Source organism: Couchioplanes azureus, from assembly GCF_014648355.1.
Taxonomy (GTDB): domain Bacteria; phylum Actinomycetota; class Actinomycetes; order Mycobacteriales; family Micromonosporaceae; genus Actinoplanes; species Actinoplanes azureus.
Genome location: NZ_BMQY01000003.1, coordinates 287,557 through 303,887, shown reverse-complemented (window position 1 = coordinate 303,887; position 16,331 = coordinate 287,557). Strand labels below are relative to the sequence as shown.

Genomic DNA, 16,331 nt, shown 5'->3' with positions numbered 1-16,331 from the left:
TCAATCGACGATCTCCATCGTGGCCATCATGGCGTGCGACGAGTGGTCGATCAGGTGGCAGTGGTAGACGTACCGGCCCGCCGGCCCGGCGAACGTGGCCTGCAGCCGTACGGTCTCGCCCGGCTGGAGCGGCACCGTGTCCTTCCAGCCGGCCTCGGCCGGCGCCGGCGGCCGGCCGTTGCGGCTCAGTACGCGGAACTGCACCAGATGCAGGTGGAAGTTGTGCGGGATGGTGAACGTGTCGGCGTTGGTGACCTCCCACACCTCCGTGTCGCCCCGGCGGATGGTGGTGTCCACCCGGTTGGGGTCGAAGGCCTTGCCGTTGATCTTGAAGGTGAAGTCCTGGGGGTCGATGCCCAGGTGGAAGGTGCGGACGACGTCCGGCTCGCCCAGCGGTGGCAGCGGCCGCAGCACGGCGGGCACGCGGCTGGCGTCGTAGGCCGGGCCGCCCACGTCGAAGCGCAGCACCGGCCCCGCGTTGTCGTCGGCGAGGATGACCTGGGTGCCGGCGGGCCGGCCGGTGAAGTCCAAGACCACGTCGGCGCGCTCGCCGGGACTGAGCTTGATCTCGCGTGTCGGCACGGGCGCGCCGAGCAGGCCGCCGTCGGTGCCGATCTGCGCCACCTCCTCGCCGGCGCCCAGGCGCAGCACGAACGAGCGCAGGTTGGCGCCGTTGAGCAGACGGAACCGGTAGCGGCGGGCGGCCACCGGGAAGTACGGCTGCGTGCGGCCGTTGGTCAGGATGGTGGTGCGCTTCTGGAAGTCCTCGGCCTCGAAGTGCAGGCTGCCGTCCTCGTCGAACCGGGCGTCGCGCAGCATGATCGGCACGTCGTACTCCCCGGCGGGCAGGCCCAGGGCGGCCTCGGCGGGATCCTCGATCAGGTAGAAGCCGTGCAGGCCGCGGTAGACGTGTTCCGACTCCATGTGGTGGGCGTGGTCGTGGTACCACAGCGTCGTGGCCTGCTGCCGGTTCGGGTACTCGTAGATCCGCGTGGCGCCGGGGGCGATGACGTCCAGCGGGAAGCCGTCGCTCGCCGGGGGCGTGTGGCCGCCGTGCAGGTGGACCGCGGTGTCCATGTCGAGCTGGTTGGTCTGGGCGATGACGACGCGGCGCCCGGCGGTGGCGCGGATGGTCGGGCCGGGGAACTGGCCGTTGTAGCCGTAGACCTCGGTCGCGGCCCCGTGCAGGATCTGCGCGCTCGCCCTGCGGGCGGTCATCGTGTAGTAGTCGGTGGTCGAGGTGCGGGCCACCGGCTTCAGCGTGGGCGGGATCGGCATCCGGACCGTGAACGGCTCCGGGGCCTCGGCGCGGACGGGCTTCGGACCCCGCTCGTTCGGCAGGGCCGCGGCCAGCGCGGAGGTCGCGTACGCGGCCGCCGGCAGGAGCACGGCTCCGCCCGCCTTCATCACGGTGCGTCTGGTGGGCATGGAACCCGGGCTCCTCTCGCTCGTACGGCCTGTGGATCACCGTGACGCGCGGCTCTCGAGAGCGGCTCGAAGCCCCGTGGGAACGCCGGTGCGGCATAGTGATCTGCCGTGACGTCCACACCGGCGATGCCTGCCTGTCCGGTCTCCACCCGGCTCTACGAGAGGGGCGGGCTCGTGGCCGAGGGCTTCGGCGCGGCGCAGGTCCCCGGGATGCTCGCCGAGCACCCGGAGGCCGTGCTCTGGCTCGATCTGTTCGATCCGGAGGAGGACGATCTGCGGGCCGTGGCCGCGGAGTTCGAGCTGCACCCGCTCGCCGTCGAGGACGCGGTGCACGACCATCAGCGGCCCAAGCTCGACCGCTATCCCGGCCATCTCTTCATGAACGTGTACGACGTGCGCGTCTCGACCGGCGATCCCGCCCCGGTCCTGCGCAAGGCGGAGATCAGCGCGTTCATCACCGGGCGGGCGCTGATCACCGTACGCAAGTCGGAGAGCGACGTGTCCCGCCTCGTCGCCCGCTGGGACGCCGACGCCGGCCTCGCCCGGCACGGCGGCGTCGCCTTCCTCGTGTACGGCCTGCTCGACGTCGTCGTGGACGGTCAGTTCGCCGCCGCCCGCACCCTCGACGAGGCGATGGACAAGACCGAGGACACGATGCTGGAGGAGGGCGGCGCGCCGCGTCCGGTCCGCCGCTACGGGTTCGGCCTGCGCAAGGCCCTGGCCGAGCTGCGCCGCCCGGTGGCGCCCATGCCCGGCCTCATCGCCGAGGTGCTGCGCCTGGAGAGCGGGCTCGTCGACGAGCAGCTCGCGCCGTACTACCGGGACGTCGACGACCATGCCCGCCGGGCGACGGAGACCATCGACAGTGCCCGGGAACGCATCAACGAGCTGCTGGAGGCGGACCTCACCGAGCAGAGCAACGACCTCAACGACGTGACCCGCAAGCTGGCCGCCTGGGCGGCCGTCATCGCGGTGCCGACCGCGCTGACCGGCTTCTTCGGCCAGAACGTGCCGTACTGGGGCTACGAGCGGCCGTCCGGGTTCCTCGCCAGCCTGCTCCTGATCCTGGTCTCGGCCGGCGGGCTCTACGTCTACCTCAAGCGCCGCGGCTGGCTGTGAGATGAGGGCCATGCCACGACTCACCCACACGGCGCGGCTGGAGTGGGACGGCTCGACGGGGGAGGGCTACCGGGCGTACTCGCGGGCCCACACGGGCACCGCCCCGCCCGCCGGGGCGTCCCTGCGGCTGAGCGCCGATCCGCACTTCCGCGGCGACGCCGCCCTGCTCAACCCGGAGCAGCTCGTGGTCCTGGCGGCGAGCTCGTGCCAACTGCTGGCGTTCCTGTCGGTGGCCGCCCGCAAGCATGTCGACGTGGTGCGGTACACCGACGACGCGACCGGCCACCTCAGCGCGGACCTGCGGCACGCCCGCATCGAGCGGATCGAGCTGAACCCGGTCGTGCACGTGGCCGCCGGCACCGCCGAGGACCTGGTGCTGCGGCTGGTGGAGCAGGCCCACGAGGAGTGCTACATCGCCCGGTCGCTGACCTCGGAGGTGACCGTGCGGGCGACCGTACGGGTCACCCGTCGGTGTCCGCCGCCCGGACACTAGGGTGGGCGCCGTGCGTGACATCGCCGTGTTCACCGGAAGTGCCCATCCCGCATTGGCGGCGGAGATCTGCGAGCACCTCGGCGTGCCGCTGATGCCGGCCAAGACGTCCCGCTTCGCCAACGACTGCATCGAGGTGCAGCTGCAGGGCAACTGCCGCGAGCGGGACGTGTTCCTGATCCAGCCGCTGGTCCCGCCGGTCCAGGAGAACCTGGTGGAGCTGCTGTTCATGCTCGACGCCGCGCGCGGCGCCTCGGCCGCCCGGGTCACGGTCGTGCTGCCGCATTACGCGTACGCCCGCAGCGACAAGAAGGACGCCCCGCGCATCTCCATCGGCGGGCGTCTCGTCGCCGACCTGCTGCAGACGGCCGGTGCCCACCGGATCCTCGCCCTGACCCTGCACTCCCCGCAGGTGCACGGCTTCTTCAGCGTCCCCGTCGACCACCTGCACGCGCTGCGCGAGCTGGCGCACCACTTCCGCGGGTACGACCTGAGCAACACCGTCGTCGTCTCCCCGGACCTCGGCAACGCCAAGGAGGCGGCGGCGTTCGCCCGGATGCTGAACATCGAGGTGGCCGCCGGCGCCAAGCAGCGCTACGCCGACGACAAGGTCGTGATCAGCTCGGTGATCGGCGAGGTGGCCGACCGGGACGTGATCATCCTGGACGACGAGATCGCCAAGGGCAGCACCGTCTTCGAACTGCTGGACCGGTTGCGCGAGCGCAACACCCGCAGCATCCGGGTCGCCTGCACGCACGGCCTCTTCGCCGCGCAGGCGGTGCAGCGGCTCTCCGCCGAGAAGGACATCGAGGAGATCGTCTGCACCAACACGGTGCCCATCCCCGCGGCGAACCGCACCGACAAGCTGACCGTGCTCTCGGTGGCGCCGGCGCTCGCCGAGGCGATGCGCCGCATCCACAACGGCGAGTCGGTCAGCGCCCTCTTCGCCTAGGAGGTGCGGCGCGCGGGCTGCGGGCCGCAGAGGGTGTGGATGGCGCCGAGCAGCGTCGAGCGGGTGAACGGCTTCTCCACCAGCATGCTGTTGGCGTCGAGGTGCAGCTGCGGCCCCAGCGACGCCGCGGTGTAGCCGGACATGTAGAGCACCGGCAGGTCGGGGTGGTGGGTGCGCAGCGCGGCCGCCAGCTCCGGTCCGGTCATCGTCGGCATGACGACGTCGGTGATCAGCAGGTCCGGGTGGGCGCCCGCGGCCACCTGGGTCACCGCCGTGAGGGCGTCGGTGGCAACGGTGATCTCGTACCCGGCCGGCTCGATCAGCCGCTGCACGAGCTGGGCGACCTCGGGCTGGTCCTCGACGATCAGCACCCGGCCGATGACGGCCGGCGTGACGCGGCGGTCGACGGCCGGCGCACGCTCCTCGGCCGCGGGCAGGTAGAGGTGCACCGTGGTGCCCATGCGCGGCTGCGACTCCAGGGCGATGTGGCCGCCGATGCCCTGCACGATGCCCGCGGTGGTGGCCAGCCCCAGCCCGGCGGCGGTGGGCCGGGTGGTGAAGAACGGTTCGAGCGCCCGCCGGCGGGTCTCGTCGCTCATGCCCACCCCGGTGTCCTGGATGACCATGTGCACGATCCGGCCGGCCGGGGCGCCCTCGGCGAGCTGGCCCGGCTCCACCACCTCGTTGGTGGCGGCCACCCGCAGCATGCCGCCGTGCAGCATCGCGTCGCGGGCGTTCGCGGCCAGGTTGACCAGCGCCTGCTCCAGCGGTCCCCGCTCGGCGCGGACCGGCCACACGTCGGGGCTGAAGGCGAGGTCGAGGCCGATGCGCTCGCCGAGCGTACGGCTGAACAGGCTCTGCACGTCGGTGAGCAGGTCCGGGATCGGGATGATCTCGGGCCGGTTGCCTTCGGTGCGCCCGAACGCGAGGAGCTGGTGCGTCAGCGTGCGCCCGGTGGCCACCGCATCCAGGATGTCCTTGGCCATCTGGTGCTGCGGCGTGCCCTCGGCGGTCGTCGTCGCGATCATGTCCGCGGAGCCGGCGACCACGGTCATCAGGTTGTTGAAGTCGTGCGAGATGCCGCCGATGAGCTGGCCCATGCTGTCGAGCCGGCGCAGGTGGTCGAGCTGGCGCTTGAGCCCCTTGGCGTCGATGTGGTCGGTGGTGTCGGTGACCATGCACAGCACCCCGTTGCGGCGGCCGTGCTCGTCCTCGAGCGGCATCATGCTCATCCGTACGCTGCGCTGCGAGCCGTCGGCGCGCATCAGCTTGGTGGCGCCGACCGTGGAGCGCCCGGCCTTGCACTCGGCGAGCCGCCGGGTGAGCTCCGCCTGGCCGTGCTTGTCCAGGAAACCGCGCAGCGAGACGCCGATGAGCTGGGCGCGGGGCATGCCGAGCACGACGCCGATGGGCTCGTTGGCGTAGGTGGCGACCCCGTCGTCGTCGAGCTGCAGCACACCCTCGGGGATGGTCTCCAGCACCCGGCGGTAGCGCTCCTCGCTGGCCCGCAGGCGTTCCATGGCGCGCGCGCCGGACAGGGCCAGGGACAGCTCGCCGGCGACGTCGCGGGCGAGCTCGACCTCGGCGGCGGAGTAGACCGCACCCGGGGTGGCGCGGGTCAGCACCAGATAGCCCGCGTACGTGTTGTCGACGATGATCGGGCACAGCACGGCCGCGTGGATGTCGGGCGCGGGGACGCCCGGGTCGACGTACGCCTCGTGCCGCGGCCGGGGCAGCTCGGTGAGGGGCTCACCGTTCTCGCCGGCCAGGACGACCGGGCGCCGGCTCGCGGCGAGGCTGGTGGAGAAGTCGTCGTCCGGCAGCTCGCCGGCGCGGTCGAGCAGCCGGGCGAACGCGGGGGCCAGCTCGTCGTCGACGTGGTGGTAGGTCAGCGTGTCGTAGCGGCCGTCGTCGCCGAGCAGCTGGACGCCGGCGCCGTCGCCGACCATGTCCGCCGCGGCCCGTGCGGCGGTCGAGCGCACCTCTTCCGCGTTCTCGGCGACGCGGCTGAGCGCCAGCGCCAGGTCGGCCAGTGCGTACCGGAGGGGATAAGCCATGACACCCATGTGGCAACTATCTGCGGAACTGGCGCGCGGTGCGGGCGGTTCAGGAGGAATGCAACCATCCGGCCGAGGCTCGTCCCACGAGTAACGCCCCGCATCGGTGTGCCGTGACCCCCGGATCCGGTGTTTTCCCAGCTCACTGGAGTCTCATTCCGGGCAACGACGGGAGGGGGATCCGGTGACGGGCCGCGGCGGACACCTACCTCACGTGCGAACTCCGACGCGTTGAGTTGCCTATTGATCCGGACAAACAGCATCATTCCCGTCGGCCAAGTCGGATGTCGCGGCACCGCGGCGGGCGAAAGGGCACGACCACAGGTGGACCAGGATCCCACGAGCAGCGGCGCACCGGCGGATTCCGACGACGCGTCGACCCTCGATCTGAGCGGACGGTGCGTCGGCAGCTCGTACATCCTCCTCCGCCCCATCGGGCACGGCGCGACCGGTACGGTCTGGCGCGGCGTCGACCGCTCCTCCGGCGAGCCGGTCGCGGTCAAGCTGCTGCACGAGAGCCTGCTGCGGCAGCCGAAGCTGGTCACCCGCTTCGTGCAGGAGCGCACGATCCTGATGATGCTGCGACACCGCAACGTGGTCCGGGTCCGGGACCTGTTCAGCGTCGGCGAGTCCCTCGCCCTGGTCATGGACCTCGTGCCGGGCGGCAGCCTGCGCGACTACCTGCGCGAGCGGCCCACGCTGGCCCCGGCCGAGGTAGCGCGGCTCGGCGCCCAGGTCGCGGCGGCGCTCGCCGAGGCGCACGAGCTCGGCATCGTGCACCGCGACCTCAAGCCGGACAACATCCTGCTGCACCGCGAGGAGGGCCGCCTGGACATCCGGCTCACCGACTTCGGCATCGCGCGGGTGCTCAACGCGCCCAGCCTGACCACCACCCACGCCGTCGTGGGCACCCCGCACTACATGGCCCCGGAGGCGTTCCACAGCTCCTCGACCACCCCGGCGGCCGACGTGTACGCCCTCGGTGTGCTGCTGTACGAGATGGTGTCGGGACGCCCGCCGTACGACAGCGACACCGTCACCGACCTGATGCGCCTGCACCTGGAGGGTGTTCCGGAGCGCCGGCCGGGCATCCCGGACCCGCTGTGGGACGTCGTCGCGAGCTGCCTGGAGCGCAAGCCCGGGCTGCGCCCGACGGCCGCCGAGCTCGCCGTCGACCTCGGCGACGTGTCCCGCGCGGTGGACGCCCCCGCGCTGTCCGCGCCGGCCGCGCGGCCGGGCGGCTCCCGGGACTCCGCCGGCCCGCCGGCCCGCTCCGCCGGCTCGTCACCCGGCGACCCCGGCTCGTCACCCGGCGACCCCGGCTCGTCACCCGGCGACCCCGGCTCGTCACCCGGCGACCCCGGCCCGGGGTCCGGCGGCCGTGGCTCGTCGCCCGGCGGGGCGCCCGCCGGGTCCGGGCCGTCGCGCGGCCCCGATTCGAGACCGCCGGCCGCCGGCCCGGGCCGGCATCCGTCGCACACCGGCGCACGCCGGCCGCTGGTGCCGCGCCGGCGCAACCAGCCGGCGAGCTGGCGATGGGCCCGGCCATGGGCGATGATCGCGCTGGTCTGCGCCGCGATGCTCGCCTCCGGGGTGGCGACCACGGCGTGGCACCTCGGCCGGGCCGGCGGGGAACCGGGCGGCGAGGCGGCGCTGGCCCGGACCGGAGCCGGCGATGTGCGGCCGTCCGCCGCCTCCGCCGGATCGGCGCCACCGGCCGCCCGCTCCGCGCGGAACCGGGCCGACGACTCCGGCCGGAGCCAGAGCCGGCTGGGCGCCAAGGCCGCCGCGGCCGCCGCGGTGGCGACACCGAGCCCGCGGCCCAGCCGGGCCGCGGCCACCGGGTCCCCGGTCACGGAGAAGACCTACGGCCCTTGGGAGTGCGCGCAGCAGTATGCGCTGAGCTACGACAACGCGATGGCGGTGCGGCCCTGTCACAAGGTGGGGGACAAGGTCCAGGTCTCCGCGACCCTGACCGCGCCCCGCGACGGCACGGCCACGCTCTCGCTGGAGTTGCGCGACGTGGCGACCGGCGCCAGCCATCCGGCGAAGACCTGTACGGGCCTGGTCTTCCAGGAGGGTTCCCGGTCGCGGGAGTGCGGTCCCGCCACGGTGAGCCCGCGCCGGGGACATCGCTACCAGGTGGTCATGTCCTGGCGGTTCAGCCGCGACGGCCGGGTCGAGGCCGGTTCCGCGCGCGGCTCGGAGTTCTCCTTCTAGCGCCGGTCGCGGCGGGCACGGTCGACGCGTGCCCGCCGTCATCGTCACCGAAGGTCAGCGCAGCACGGAATTGAGCGCGGGCAGGTAGCCGTACTTGTGGCCGTTGCCGTTGGGGTGGAACGAGTCGGTCGGCGGGAGCAGCGTGAGCCCGTTCAACCAGGGGCTGGCGCCGCAGATGCCGTGGCCGGCGAACTCGTCCGTCACGTCCGACCAGGTGAAGCCGGCCGCGCGGACCCGTTCCTCGATGACCTGGTTGAGCTCGTCGGCGCCGTGGTTGAGCGACTTGCGCTTGGGAATGCTCATGCCGGCGAAGCCGCAGCTCGGCGCGGCCACGTCGAACAGCAGCGGATAGCCGAGCACGACCACCTTGGCGTTCGGCGCCTTCGCCCGGATGTCGCGGTACGTGGCGTCGAGCCGGGCGGGAATCTCCTCGTCCAGCAGCTCCAGCTGCTCGTCCACCTTGGCGGCACAGCCCTTGTCGCTGGTCAGCGTGCAGGTGAGGACGGTCTCGGCGAAGCCCGCGTCATTGCCGCCGATGGTCACCGTCACCAGGTCGGTGGTCGTGGAGAGGGCGGAGAGCTGGCTGGAGCGCAGCGAGCTGGTGGTGGCGCCGCTGCACGCGACCATCCGGTACGACGCCGGATCGTTCGCGGCGTCCCACAGCCCGGGGTACGCGTTGGAGCTGCGCAGGCAGCTGCCGGACTGCCCGGGCGTGCCGACGCCGGACGAGTAGGAGTCGCCCATGGCGACGTAGTCCCAGTCGGACGGTGGAGCGGCGGCCGCCGGGGCCGCGGTGAGGACGGTCAGCAGGATGGACGTGACGAGGCAGGCGAGGACGCACAGACGTCTGCTCATCGGGGGCCTCCAGATCCACGGGGGATGGGGGCCGAAGCGCTCCGGTTACCGAAGAGTAAGTCAAGGGCTCGCCGAAAGAAATCCAGTGACATCGCGGTTACAAAGTAGTAACATGCATCGATGTGACCTGCATGTATGTCATGCGGTTATGTTTCATGCGCGAACAGTAGTTGACCATCGACGGCGCTACCGCCGTTCTTCAGCGTGTCCACAGCTCGGGCCGTTAGCGTCGCGGCATGGACGAGGAAAGGGCACACCGGGTCGTCGAGACACTCCGCGCGCGTAACGTCTTCGCGCACGTGAAGCTCCCGCATGCCGGCATCACCCGCTACGGGATCCGGGTGGTGCTGCCCGACGGCCGCGAGGCGATCTGGGACAACGACGGCACCGCGGGCCTGGAGGCGCAGATCATGCGCAACGGCGTGCTCGTCGGTTTCGTGCCGTCCATCCCGGGCTCGGAGAACTTCGGCGAGGAGCAGATCGTCGAGGCCGTCGCCCGCGCCGACTACGACCGGCCGGTCGGCCGCTCCCAGCCGTCCGCGGCGACCCGCGGGCCCGCACCCGTCGCGCCGCGACCGCCCGGCCTGGCCGCGCGGCTGCGCCGGACCTTCCGCGACTGACCCGGGCCTCGGGCCACCCCGATCGGGTCAGCCGACGCCGAACCCCACGTCGCGAGTGGGCATCGGCCTGCCCTGCGCATCCAGGGCGAAGAGCCTGGTCAGCGACTTCCCGGGCGGTGCGTCGGCCGGATCGAACCAGAACGCGACGACCGACGGATCGTCGCTCCACCGCGCGAGCCTGGCATAGACGGCCTTCCCGCCCGCCATCGCCCTGATCCGGGCGACGTCGGCGCCCACGAAGTAGCCGAAGGCGGGGGACAGGAAGCCGTCCACCTCCGTGGCCTCGTGCGGCGAGTGGAAGCCGGGAGCCCGGTCCGAGCCCTCGCTCTCGTTGGTCAGGACCTCGCGTTGCAGGACTCCGTCCGGGGTGCGCCGGCCGGTGGTGAGCCCGAACGTCGTCCTGGGCAGCGACTCGCTCTCCAGCGGCGTGAACCAGAGCAGGACCGGCTCGCCGCCGGGGGTCCGCAGGCCGGTGTCGATCACGTCGCCGAGCACGTCGGTGGGGGGTTCGGCGGTGGAGCGCGCCGTGGCGGACGGTGCGCCGGAGGGCGCTGCGGTCGAGGGTGCGGCGGCGACCGGGCCCGGCGCGGGCTCGGCGCCGCCGTCGCGGGCGCGGGCCAGCACCCCGCCGCCGACCAGCAGGACCAGGACCGTGGCGGAGGAGGCCGCGCCCATCGCGAGACGGCGCCGGCGGCGCAGGCGGCCGCCCTGCGCCATGACCGCGCCGAGGTCGAGGGGACGCGGCTCGAAGCCGGGCGTCGAGTGCATGGCGTCCTTCAGGTCGTCGAGGTCGGTCATCGTGCCGCTCCGGTTTCCAGGCCCTGGCGGGGGGCGGGAATCGAGACCCGGAGCTTGGCCAGCCCGCGGGAGTTGAGGCTCTTGACCGTGCCGAGGGAGAGGTTGAGCTCCCGAGCCACGTCCATCTCGGTGATGTCGAAGAAATGTCGCATGACGATGACGGTGCGTTCGCGCGGCGAGAGGGCCTTGAGCGCCCCGATCAGCCAGCGCCGCCGGGTGACCTCGTCGGCCACGTCGCGGGCCACCGGACGCTCCGGGAGCTCCTCGGTCGCGTACTCGCGCAGCGGGCGGCGCCACTGGTCGGTGAGCAGGTTCGCGAGGACGGTGCGCGCGTAGGCGTACGGGTCCTTGCGGCGTACCCGGCCCCAGGACGCGTAGACCCGGACGAGCGCGGCCTGCGCGGCCTCCTCGGCCTGATGCCGGTCGCCGGTCAGCAGATATGCGGCACGCTGCAGCCGCGCCGAGCTCGCCTGGGCGAACTCGACGAACTCGTCGTCACCTCGTCGGCCTTGTCCCACGACAGTGGAGACGGGCGGGAGCCGCGAAAGGTTGCGCTGACTTTCCGGGGCGATCGGATCACGAGCCGCTACTGCCAGGCCTTGCGCACCCGCTCGGCCACCGCGGCCGCCTGCGCCCGGCCTGCCTCGGCCGCCGGGGCGCGACGCGAGGGGTCGAGCGCGTTGCGCCCGATGGCGGTCCGGGCGGCGGCGTCCGGGCTGACCACGGCCGTGCGTACGCCGGGCCCCAGCCGTCTCGCCTGCTCGGCCGGGCGGTCCACGCGCCGGACGGCGGCGGGGATCGGCGCGACCACCACGACCCGGTCGTGGTCGCGGGCCAGGTCGACGTTCGCGGCGGATCGCACGCCACCGTCCACGTAGCGCCGGCCGCCGACCGTCATCGGCGGCCAGACCAGCGGCACCGCGCAGCTCGCCGCGACCGCGTCGATCAGCGAGACCCCGCTGTCGCGGTCGAAGATCTGGACCGCGCCGGTCAGCGCGTCGACGGCCGGCACCAGCAGGCGGGCCGCGGGCCAGTCGTCGCGCCGGACCCGTGCCGCGATCGCCCTGCGCCGCTCGGACTCGGGCACCGTACGGGCGCGCAGCGCGGCCCGCCCCAGGCGTGCCCTGCCCCGCGTCCGGCCGCCCGGCCAGAGCGCGGCCAGCACGAAGCCGAGCAGCACCCGCGTGCCGACGACCGCGCTGGTGTCGCCGCTGGTGTCGGTGAGCTCGCGGGCGTACAGCTCGGGCAGGGGCGTGCCGCCGGTGAGCTCGGCGGCCACCACCGATCCGGCGGAGGTGCCGACGAACAGGTCGGCGGCGGTCAGGTCGAGACCGTGTTCGGCGAGGCCGTGCAGCAGTCCGATCTCCCACGCGACGCCGGTGACGCCGCCTCCGCCGAGTACGAGTGCACGTTTGTCCATGCGTCCACTATGCACGGTGCCGGCGTCCATGGGTTCGCCCGTCATGTCGCTCGGGGCCGGGGGACCGCACCCTAGCCGGCGAACAGCGCCGCGTACCTGGCCGCCGACCCGGGGTTCCGGCGGCAGGCCGGGTCGGCGCGGAACAGGCTCGACTGCACGCCGCCGGCGCCGCAGTCGGAGAAGTACGCCTCGTAGGCCAGGTGCTCCGCGTGCGCCGCGAACCACTCGTGCATCCAGGTCACGAAGTCCGGGTTCTCCCGTCCCGCGTCCGCCGTCGGCACGACGCCCCACTCGCCCACCGAGAACGGCTTGCCGTGTGCCCGGGCGAAGTCGTACAGCCAGGTCAGGCCCTCGGGGGCGGCCGCCGTACGGTCGAACGCGGCCTTGGTCGGCGACCACGGATAGTGGTCGTAGTTGTCGATGCCGATGATGTCCACGTACGCGTCGCCGGGATAGCAGTTGGTGCTCAGGCCGCCGCACACGCCGGCCGGGGTGCTGTGCGCGTTGATCGTCCAGTCCAGCAGGACGTCCGGGTTGGTGGCGCGGATGTTCTCCGCCGCCCGCCGGTAGCACGCGATCCACGTCTTCGGGTCCGTGGCGAGCCATGGCGACGTCCGCTCGTTGAACTCCCAGCCCAGCCGGACCACCGAGTCGCCCCGGCCGTGGTTGCGCATCAGCGTGCCGAACGCCCGCCAGTCGGCGTCGTGCTCCCCGCGGGCGCAGGACGGCAGATCCTTGCTGGCCCCCTTGGGCACCAGGCCCTGGGAGATCACCAGCATGCCGTCGAAGTCGGCCAGCAGCTCGAAGGTCCAGCCGGTGCCCCGGGTCATGGACTGCCAGGACGTGCGGTCGGTGTAGGTCTGCGTGACCCGGCACGGCCGGCCCCGGGCCGAGCAGAACGCGTTCACGTGCGCGGTGTCGAACCGCGGGTCGCCGTTCACGCCGGACAGGCCGTGGGGGCCGGGCCACGAGCCGTTCGCCCGCGGCAGGGCGATGAGCTGCCGCGCCGACCGGAGATCGCGCGCGCCGGCGGCCGGCCGGGACGTCGTGACGCCCGGGGCGGGCGAGGCCGGGCCCGGGGAGGCGGATGCCGGCGCCGGGGCGGCCGGTCCGGCGCCGGGCGTGGTCCGGTGCGACTCCGCCGTCGCCACGCCGACGGCGAGGCCGGTCAGGATGACGAGCGTCGCGAAGGCCGCGACCACCACCGACCGGCGGCCGCTCCAGCGTTCCTGGGCCATGTGGTGATCTCCCGGCGGTCGCAGCGTGTCGCCGAAGTCTGCCACCTTCCGTGCGGCCGGGTGACGGGTCCCCCGTGGGAACGGCCGGACGGGTGCCCCGGCGCCGCCCTCCCGGTGGCGCGGGAAAGGAAAGGTTTGCCTTGCCTAAAGAATGGTTGACGTATTTTCCTGCATTCATGGAATGGCGGTCCGCCGCCGCGCGCCGCGCGCGCCAATGGTTTATCGTCGGCGTTGAGAAAGGGAGGCCAGACCATGACTCAAATGATGGAGATGCCGCGCGTGCAGACGTGCACGGTGAGCGGCTGCGGGTACAACCACGACGGCTGCACGGCCTTCGCGATCACGATCGGCCGCGCCAAGACCGAGTGCGACACGTTCATCGAGGGTGACGAGGGCGGAATGGGCCAGGTCATGGCCCAGGTGGGCGCCTGCCACCGCGCCGAGTGCGTGCACAACACCGACCTCGAGTGTCGCGCGCCGGCGATCACGGTCGGGGCCGCCGAGGACCGCGCGGATTGTCTGACGTACTCGGCTCGGTAATAGTGTTTCTAAAGTGAGCCTCACCTAAGGCCGCCGCCCTTTTCGGAGGGCGGCGGCCTTGACAATTATGACGCCCGGCTCAGGGCAGGGTGAAGCGGTCGACCAGGGTACGCAGATCATGTGCGGTGTCGCGGAGCGACTCGGCGAGCCGGTGGGTCCGGTCGACGCTCAGCGACGCGTTGTGCGCGGCGCCCGCCACGGTCGTCACGCCCTCGGCGATGTCGCTGCTGCTGCCCGCCGCCTCCGCGACGCCCCGGCCGATCTCGCCGGTCACCGCGGTCTGCTCCTCCACCGCGGCGGCGATGGTGTTCTGCAGGGCGCTGACCTCGGCGATGATGCCGTTGATCTCGGTGATCGCCTGGACCGCGTCGCCGCTCTCCGTCTGGATCGCCGCCACCCGGCGGGTGATGTCCTCGGTGGCGTCCGCCGTCTGCTGGGCCAGGGCCTTGACCTCGCCGGCGACCACCGCGAAGCCCTTTCCGCTCTCCCCGGCGCGGGCGGCCTCGATGGTGGCGTTGAGGGCGAGCAGGTTGGTCTGCGCGGCGATGGCGGCGATCGTCCGGACCACGTCGTGGATGGCCGTGGAGCTGTCCCCGAGGCGCCCGACCACCTCGTTGGTGCGGGCGGCCACCGTGACCCCGTTGCCGGAGACCCGGGCCGCCTCGGCGGCGCTGCTGGCGATCTCGGCGATGCTGCCCCGCATCTGCTCGATGCCCGAGGCCACCGCCTGCATGGTGGTGTTGACCTGCCCCGCGGCGGACGACACCGCGCCGGCCTGCGCGGAGGTCCGCGAGGCGTCGCCGCCGAGCTCGCGGCTGACGGTGGTCAGTTCCTCGGCGGAGCGGGTGAGCTCTCCCGCGCTGGTGCTCATGCCGCCCACCGCCTCGGCCAGGATGTCCACCATCCGGTTCAGGCCCTCGGCGATCTTGCCCACCTCGTCGCGCCCGTCGACCGGCATGCGGGCGCTCAGGTCCCGGGCGACGAGGCGGTTCAGGAACGCCAGGGTGTCGCGCAGGGGCCGGGTCACGCTCAACGACACCCAGAAGACGACGAGTGACACCACCAGGATGGCGACGACGCCCACGACGAGCTGACGGCGCAGGAACGCGTCGAACTCCGGCCCGGTGAGGCCGTCGCCGACCAGGATCACGGCCGCGATGGTCTCGATGGTCACGACCAGGGCGCTGAGGCTGATCGCCAGCGTCATGAGCAGGGCACGCAGGCTCGGGAAGAGCCGCCAGACGCGGTGGATCCCGGAGCGGGACGAGGAAATGGTCACGCCTGCCCTATCGGCACGGCGGCTCCGAAAGCTGAACCGCTACAGGTAGAGGCCGGTCGGCGGCGCGGTGCTCGGCACGGTGACCGGGCGGGCGCCGGTCCTGAGGGCGTACAGCTCGGCGAGGGTGGCCCCCTCCGGGCCGATCCCGGCCGACGTGCCGAGCCAGGCGGTCGCCTCCGCGTACGGCAGCCGCCCCACCTCGATGCTGGCCAGGCACCGCCCCGGCCGGACCACGGCGGGGTGCAGCGACGCCAGGTCTTCGTTCGTGGTGATCGCGATCAGCGCGTTGCGGCCCTGGCCGAGCAGCCCGTCGGTCAGGTTGAGCAGCCGTGACAGCGACTGCCCGGCGCTCGCCTTGGCCTCGCCGCTGATCAGCTCGTCGCAGTCCTCCAGCATGAGCAGCCGCCAGCGCGGCTCGTCGTCGTCGCCGCTGCCCAGCGCCACGCTCATCAGGTAGGCGGGGTCGCCGAACATCCGCTCCGGGTCCAGCACGCAGTCCACCTGGCACCACGAGCGCCACTGCTGGGCCAGTGCCCGCAGGGCGGTCGTCTTCCCGGTGCCCGGCTCGCCGTGCAGCAGCAGGAGGCGGCCGTTGACGGCGGAGCCGTCGACGGCCATGAGGCGCTCGAGCGTGCCGGCGACCGGGCCGGCGTAGTTGTGCCGGATCTTGTCCCAGGGCGCGGCGTCGATCTCGCGCTGCACCCGCCGGGGCCCGTGCGGGCCGTAGTGCCAGAACCCGATCGGCACGCTGTCCGCGGCCGGTGCCGGCTCCTCGACCGCGTGGGCGGTGGCCGCGGCGAGCACCGACTCCGCGAGCTCGGCGGTGACGGCGGTCACGGTCACCCGGGCGCGGCGGCTCTGCTTCCAGCGCGTCACGTGCAGCGTCCAGCCGTCGCCGGTGGACAACCGTCCGTGGCTGTCCTCCTCGAGGGCGTCGCGGACCACCCGGGCGTCGTCGGTGGTCAGGGCCGCGTCCGCGCGGACGTTCTCCAGGTAACTGGTCCGGCCGAACGGCTCGCGCCCGGTCACGAAGGCGTCGAGGGCGAGCAGGTCCACCACGTCCACCAGCCGGTCGCCGTCGTCGACGGAACCGGACAGCGGCAGCGGGTGGTGGGCGGGCGGGACGGCCGCCGCTTCCACGGTACGGCTGCCGAGCCGGTCGACGGACTGGTGGGGGGTACGCATTACCCCATGATCGTTCCAAAGTCCCGGAGGAGCACCCTGTTTTCCCGCAAGATGGTCCGAACGGGACCGTTCGCCAGGGGCGGCGCGCCGCCGGCGACCCCGTTTTCTCAAGAAACCTGCCCGATCGCTA

At 72.8% G+C, this 16,331-nt stretch carries 15 protein-coding genes; 6 read left to right on the top strand and 9 right to left on the bottom strand.

The features are described from left to right. Nucleotides 1-1,428: a multicopper oxidase family protein gene (locus IEY99_RS12665; protein ID WP_189202710.1), complete on the bottom strand. Its 1,428-nt coding sequence runs from the start codon at nt 1,426-1,428 to the stop codon at nt 1-3. A gap of 108 nt (nt 1,429-1,536) precedes the next feature. Here IEY99_RS12665 and IEY99_RS12660 point away from each other — a divergent pair, with 108 nt between their 5' ends. The 3 genes from IEY99_RS12660 to IEY99_RS12650 are packed head-to-tail and all read left to right on the top strand — an operon-like array spanning nt 1,537 to nt 3,989. Then, nucleotides 1,537-2,547 (top strand): magnesium transporter CorA family protein, encoded by a 1,011-nt coding sequence (locus IEY99_RS12660; protein ID WP_229798571.1) that lies wholly within the window; start codon nt 1,537-1,539, stop codon nt 2,545-2,547. 10 nt (nt 2,548-2,557) lie between these two features. After that, nucleotides 2,558-3,040, top strand: coding sequence for an OsmC family protein (locus tag IEY99_RS12655; protein WP_189202708.1), 483 nt, complete (start codon nt 2,558-2,560; stop codon nt 3,038-3,040). A gap of 10 nt (nt 3,041-3,050) precedes the next feature. Continuing rightward, a complete protein-coding gene (locus tag IEY99_RS12650) occupies nt 3,051-3,989 on the top strand; it encodes a ribose-phosphate diphosphokinase (RefSeq protein ID WP_189202706.1) in 939 nt (312 codons plus the stop codon). On the opposite strand, the gene IEY99_RS12645 is transcribed toward IEY99_RS12650, so the two are convergent. After that, the gene (locus tag IEY99_RS12645) at nt 3,986-6,055 is read right to left on the bottom strand and encodes a hybrid sensor histidine kinase/response regulator (RefSeq protein ID WP_189202704.1); all 2,070 of its coding nucleotides are present in this window, start codon (nt 6,053-6,055) and stop codon (nt 3,986-3,988) included. The genes IEY99_RS12650 and IEY99_RS12645 overlap by 4 nt on opposite strands. A gap of 315 nt (nt 6,056-6,370) precedes the next feature. Here IEY99_RS12645 and IEY99_RS34170 point away from each other — a divergent pair, with 315 nt between their 5' ends. Further along, nucleotides 6,371-8,266, top strand: a complete 1,896-nt coding sequence (locus IEY99_RS34170; protein ID WP_229798566.1) for a serine/threonine-protein kinase — start codon at nt 6,371-6,373, stop codon at nt 8,264-8,266. Nucleotides 8,267-8,320: 54 nt separating this feature from the next. Here IEY99_RS34170 and IEY99_RS12635 read toward each other — a convergent pair whose 3' ends face one another. Next, nucleotides 8,321-9,121, bottom strand: coding sequence for an SGNH/GDSL hydrolase family protein (locus tag IEY99_RS12635; RefSeq protein WP_189202702.1), 801 nt, complete (start codon nt 9,119-9,121; stop codon nt 8,321-8,323). A 236-nt stretch (nt 9,122-9,357) separates the two neighbouring features. Here IEY99_RS12635 and IEY99_RS12630 point away from each other — a divergent pair, with 236 nt between their 5' ends. Beyond that, nucleotides 9,358-9,741: a hypothetical protein gene (locus tag IEY99_RS12630; protein ID WP_189202700.1), complete on the top strand. Its 384-nt coding sequence runs from the start codon at nt 9,358-9,360 to the stop codon at nt 9,739-9,741. Nucleotides 9,742-9,768: 27 nt separating this feature from the next. Here IEY99_RS12630 and IEY99_RS12625 read toward each other — a convergent pair whose 3' ends face one another. The 4 genes from IEY99_RS12625 to IEY99_RS12610 form a co-directional block, all read right to left on the bottom strand. Next, entirely contained in the window at nt 9,769-10,539 is a 771-nt protein-coding gene (locus IEY99_RS12625; protein WP_189202698.1) for a hypothetical protein, read from the bottom strand. Beyond that, a complete protein-coding gene (locus IEY99_RS12620) occupies nt 10,536-11,057 on the bottom strand; it encodes a SigE family RNA polymerase sigma factor (RefSeq protein WP_189202696.1) in 522 nt (173 codons plus the stop codon). Before IEY99_RS12620 ends, IEY99_RS12625 begins: the two co-directional genes overlap by 4 nt. 68 nt (nt 11,058-11,125) lie before the next feature. Further along, nucleotides 11,126-11,959, bottom strand: a complete 834-nt coding sequence (locus IEY99_RS12615) for a patatin-like phospholipase family protein (RefSeq protein ID WP_189202694.1) — start codon at nt 11,957-11,959, stop codon at nt 11,126-11,128. Between the two features lie 71 nt (nt 11,960-12,030). Beyond that, complete coding sequence (locus IEY99_RS12610) at nt 12,031-13,197, bottom strand: glycoside hydrolase family 26 protein (RefSeq protein ID WP_189202692.1); 1,167 nt, start codon at nt 13,195-13,197, stop codon at nt 12,031-12,033. A gap of 252 nt (nt 13,198-13,449) precedes the next feature. On the opposite strand from IEY99_RS12610, the gene IEY99_RS12605 reads away from it, so the two are divergent. After that, on the top strand, nt 13,450-13,737 hold the full coding sequence (locus IEY99_RS12605) for a DUF1540 domain-containing protein (protein WP_189202690.1): 288 nt from the start codon (nt 13,450-13,452) through the stop codon (nt 13,735-13,737). Nucleotides 13,738-13,816: 79 nt separating this feature from the next. Here the strand turns inward: IEY99_RS12605 and IEY99_RS12600 are convergent, their stop codons facing one another. Together IEY99_RS12600 and IEY99_RS12595 are read right to left on the bottom strand one after the other, a co-directional pair. Continuing rightward, on the bottom strand, nt 13,817-15,016 hold the full coding sequence (locus IEY99_RS12600) for a methyl-accepting chemotaxis protein (protein ID WP_189202688.1): 1,200 nt from the start codon (nt 15,014-15,016) through the stop codon (nt 13,817-13,819). A gap of 39 nt (nt 15,017-15,055) precedes the next feature. After that, on the bottom strand, nt 15,056-16,201 hold the full coding sequence (locus IEY99_RS12595; RefSeq protein ID WP_189202686.1) for a DUF5925 domain-containing protein: 1,146 nt from the start codon (nt 16,199-16,201) through the stop codon (nt 15,056-15,058). Nucleotides 16,202-16,331 lie beyond the last annotated feature (130 nt).

Excerpts from the sequence above, each read along its gene's own strand:
- IEY99_RS12665 (WP_189202710.1), bottom strand. The coding sequence starts at position 1,428 with ATGCCCACCAGACGCACCGTGATGAAGGCGGGCGGAGCCGTGCTCCTG.
- IEY99_RS12655 (WP_189202708.1), top strand. The coding sequence starts at position 2,558 with ATGCCACGACTCACCCACACGGCGCGGCTGGAGTGGGACGGCTCGACG.
- IEY99_RS12645 (WP_189202704.1), bottom strand. The coding sequence starts at position 6,055 with ATGGGTGTCATGGCTTATCCCCTCCGGTACGCACTGGCCGACCTGGCG.
- IEY99_RS12635 (WP_189202702.1), bottom strand. The coding sequence starts at position 9,121 with ATGAGCAGACGTCTGTGCGTCCTCGCCTGCCTCGTCACGTCCATCCTG.
- IEY99_RS12630 (WP_189202700.1), top strand. The coding sequence starts at position 9,358 with ATGGACGAGGAAAGGGCACACCGGGTCGTCGAGACACTCCGCGCGCGT.
- IEY99_RS12625 (WP_189202698.1), bottom strand. The coding sequence starts at position 10,539 with ATGACCGACCTCGACGACCTGAAGGACGCCATGCACTCGACGCCCGGC.
- IEY99_RS12615 (WP_189202694.1), bottom strand. The coding sequence starts at position 11,959 with ATGGACAAACGTGCACTCGTACTCGGCGGAGGCGGCGTCACCGGCGTC.
- IEY99_RS12610 (WP_189202692.1), bottom strand. The coding sequence starts at position 13,197 with ATGGCCCAGGAACGCTGGAGCGGCCGCCGGTCGGTGGTGGTCGCGGCC.
- IEY99_RS12605 (WP_189202690.1), top strand. The coding sequence starts at position 13,450 with ATGACTCAAATGATGGAGATGCCGCGCGTGCAGACGTGCACGGTGAGC.
- IEY99_RS12595 (WP_189202686.1), bottom strand. The coding sequence starts at position 16,201 with ATGCGTACCCCCCACCAGTCCGTCGACCGGCTCGGCAGCCGTACCGTG.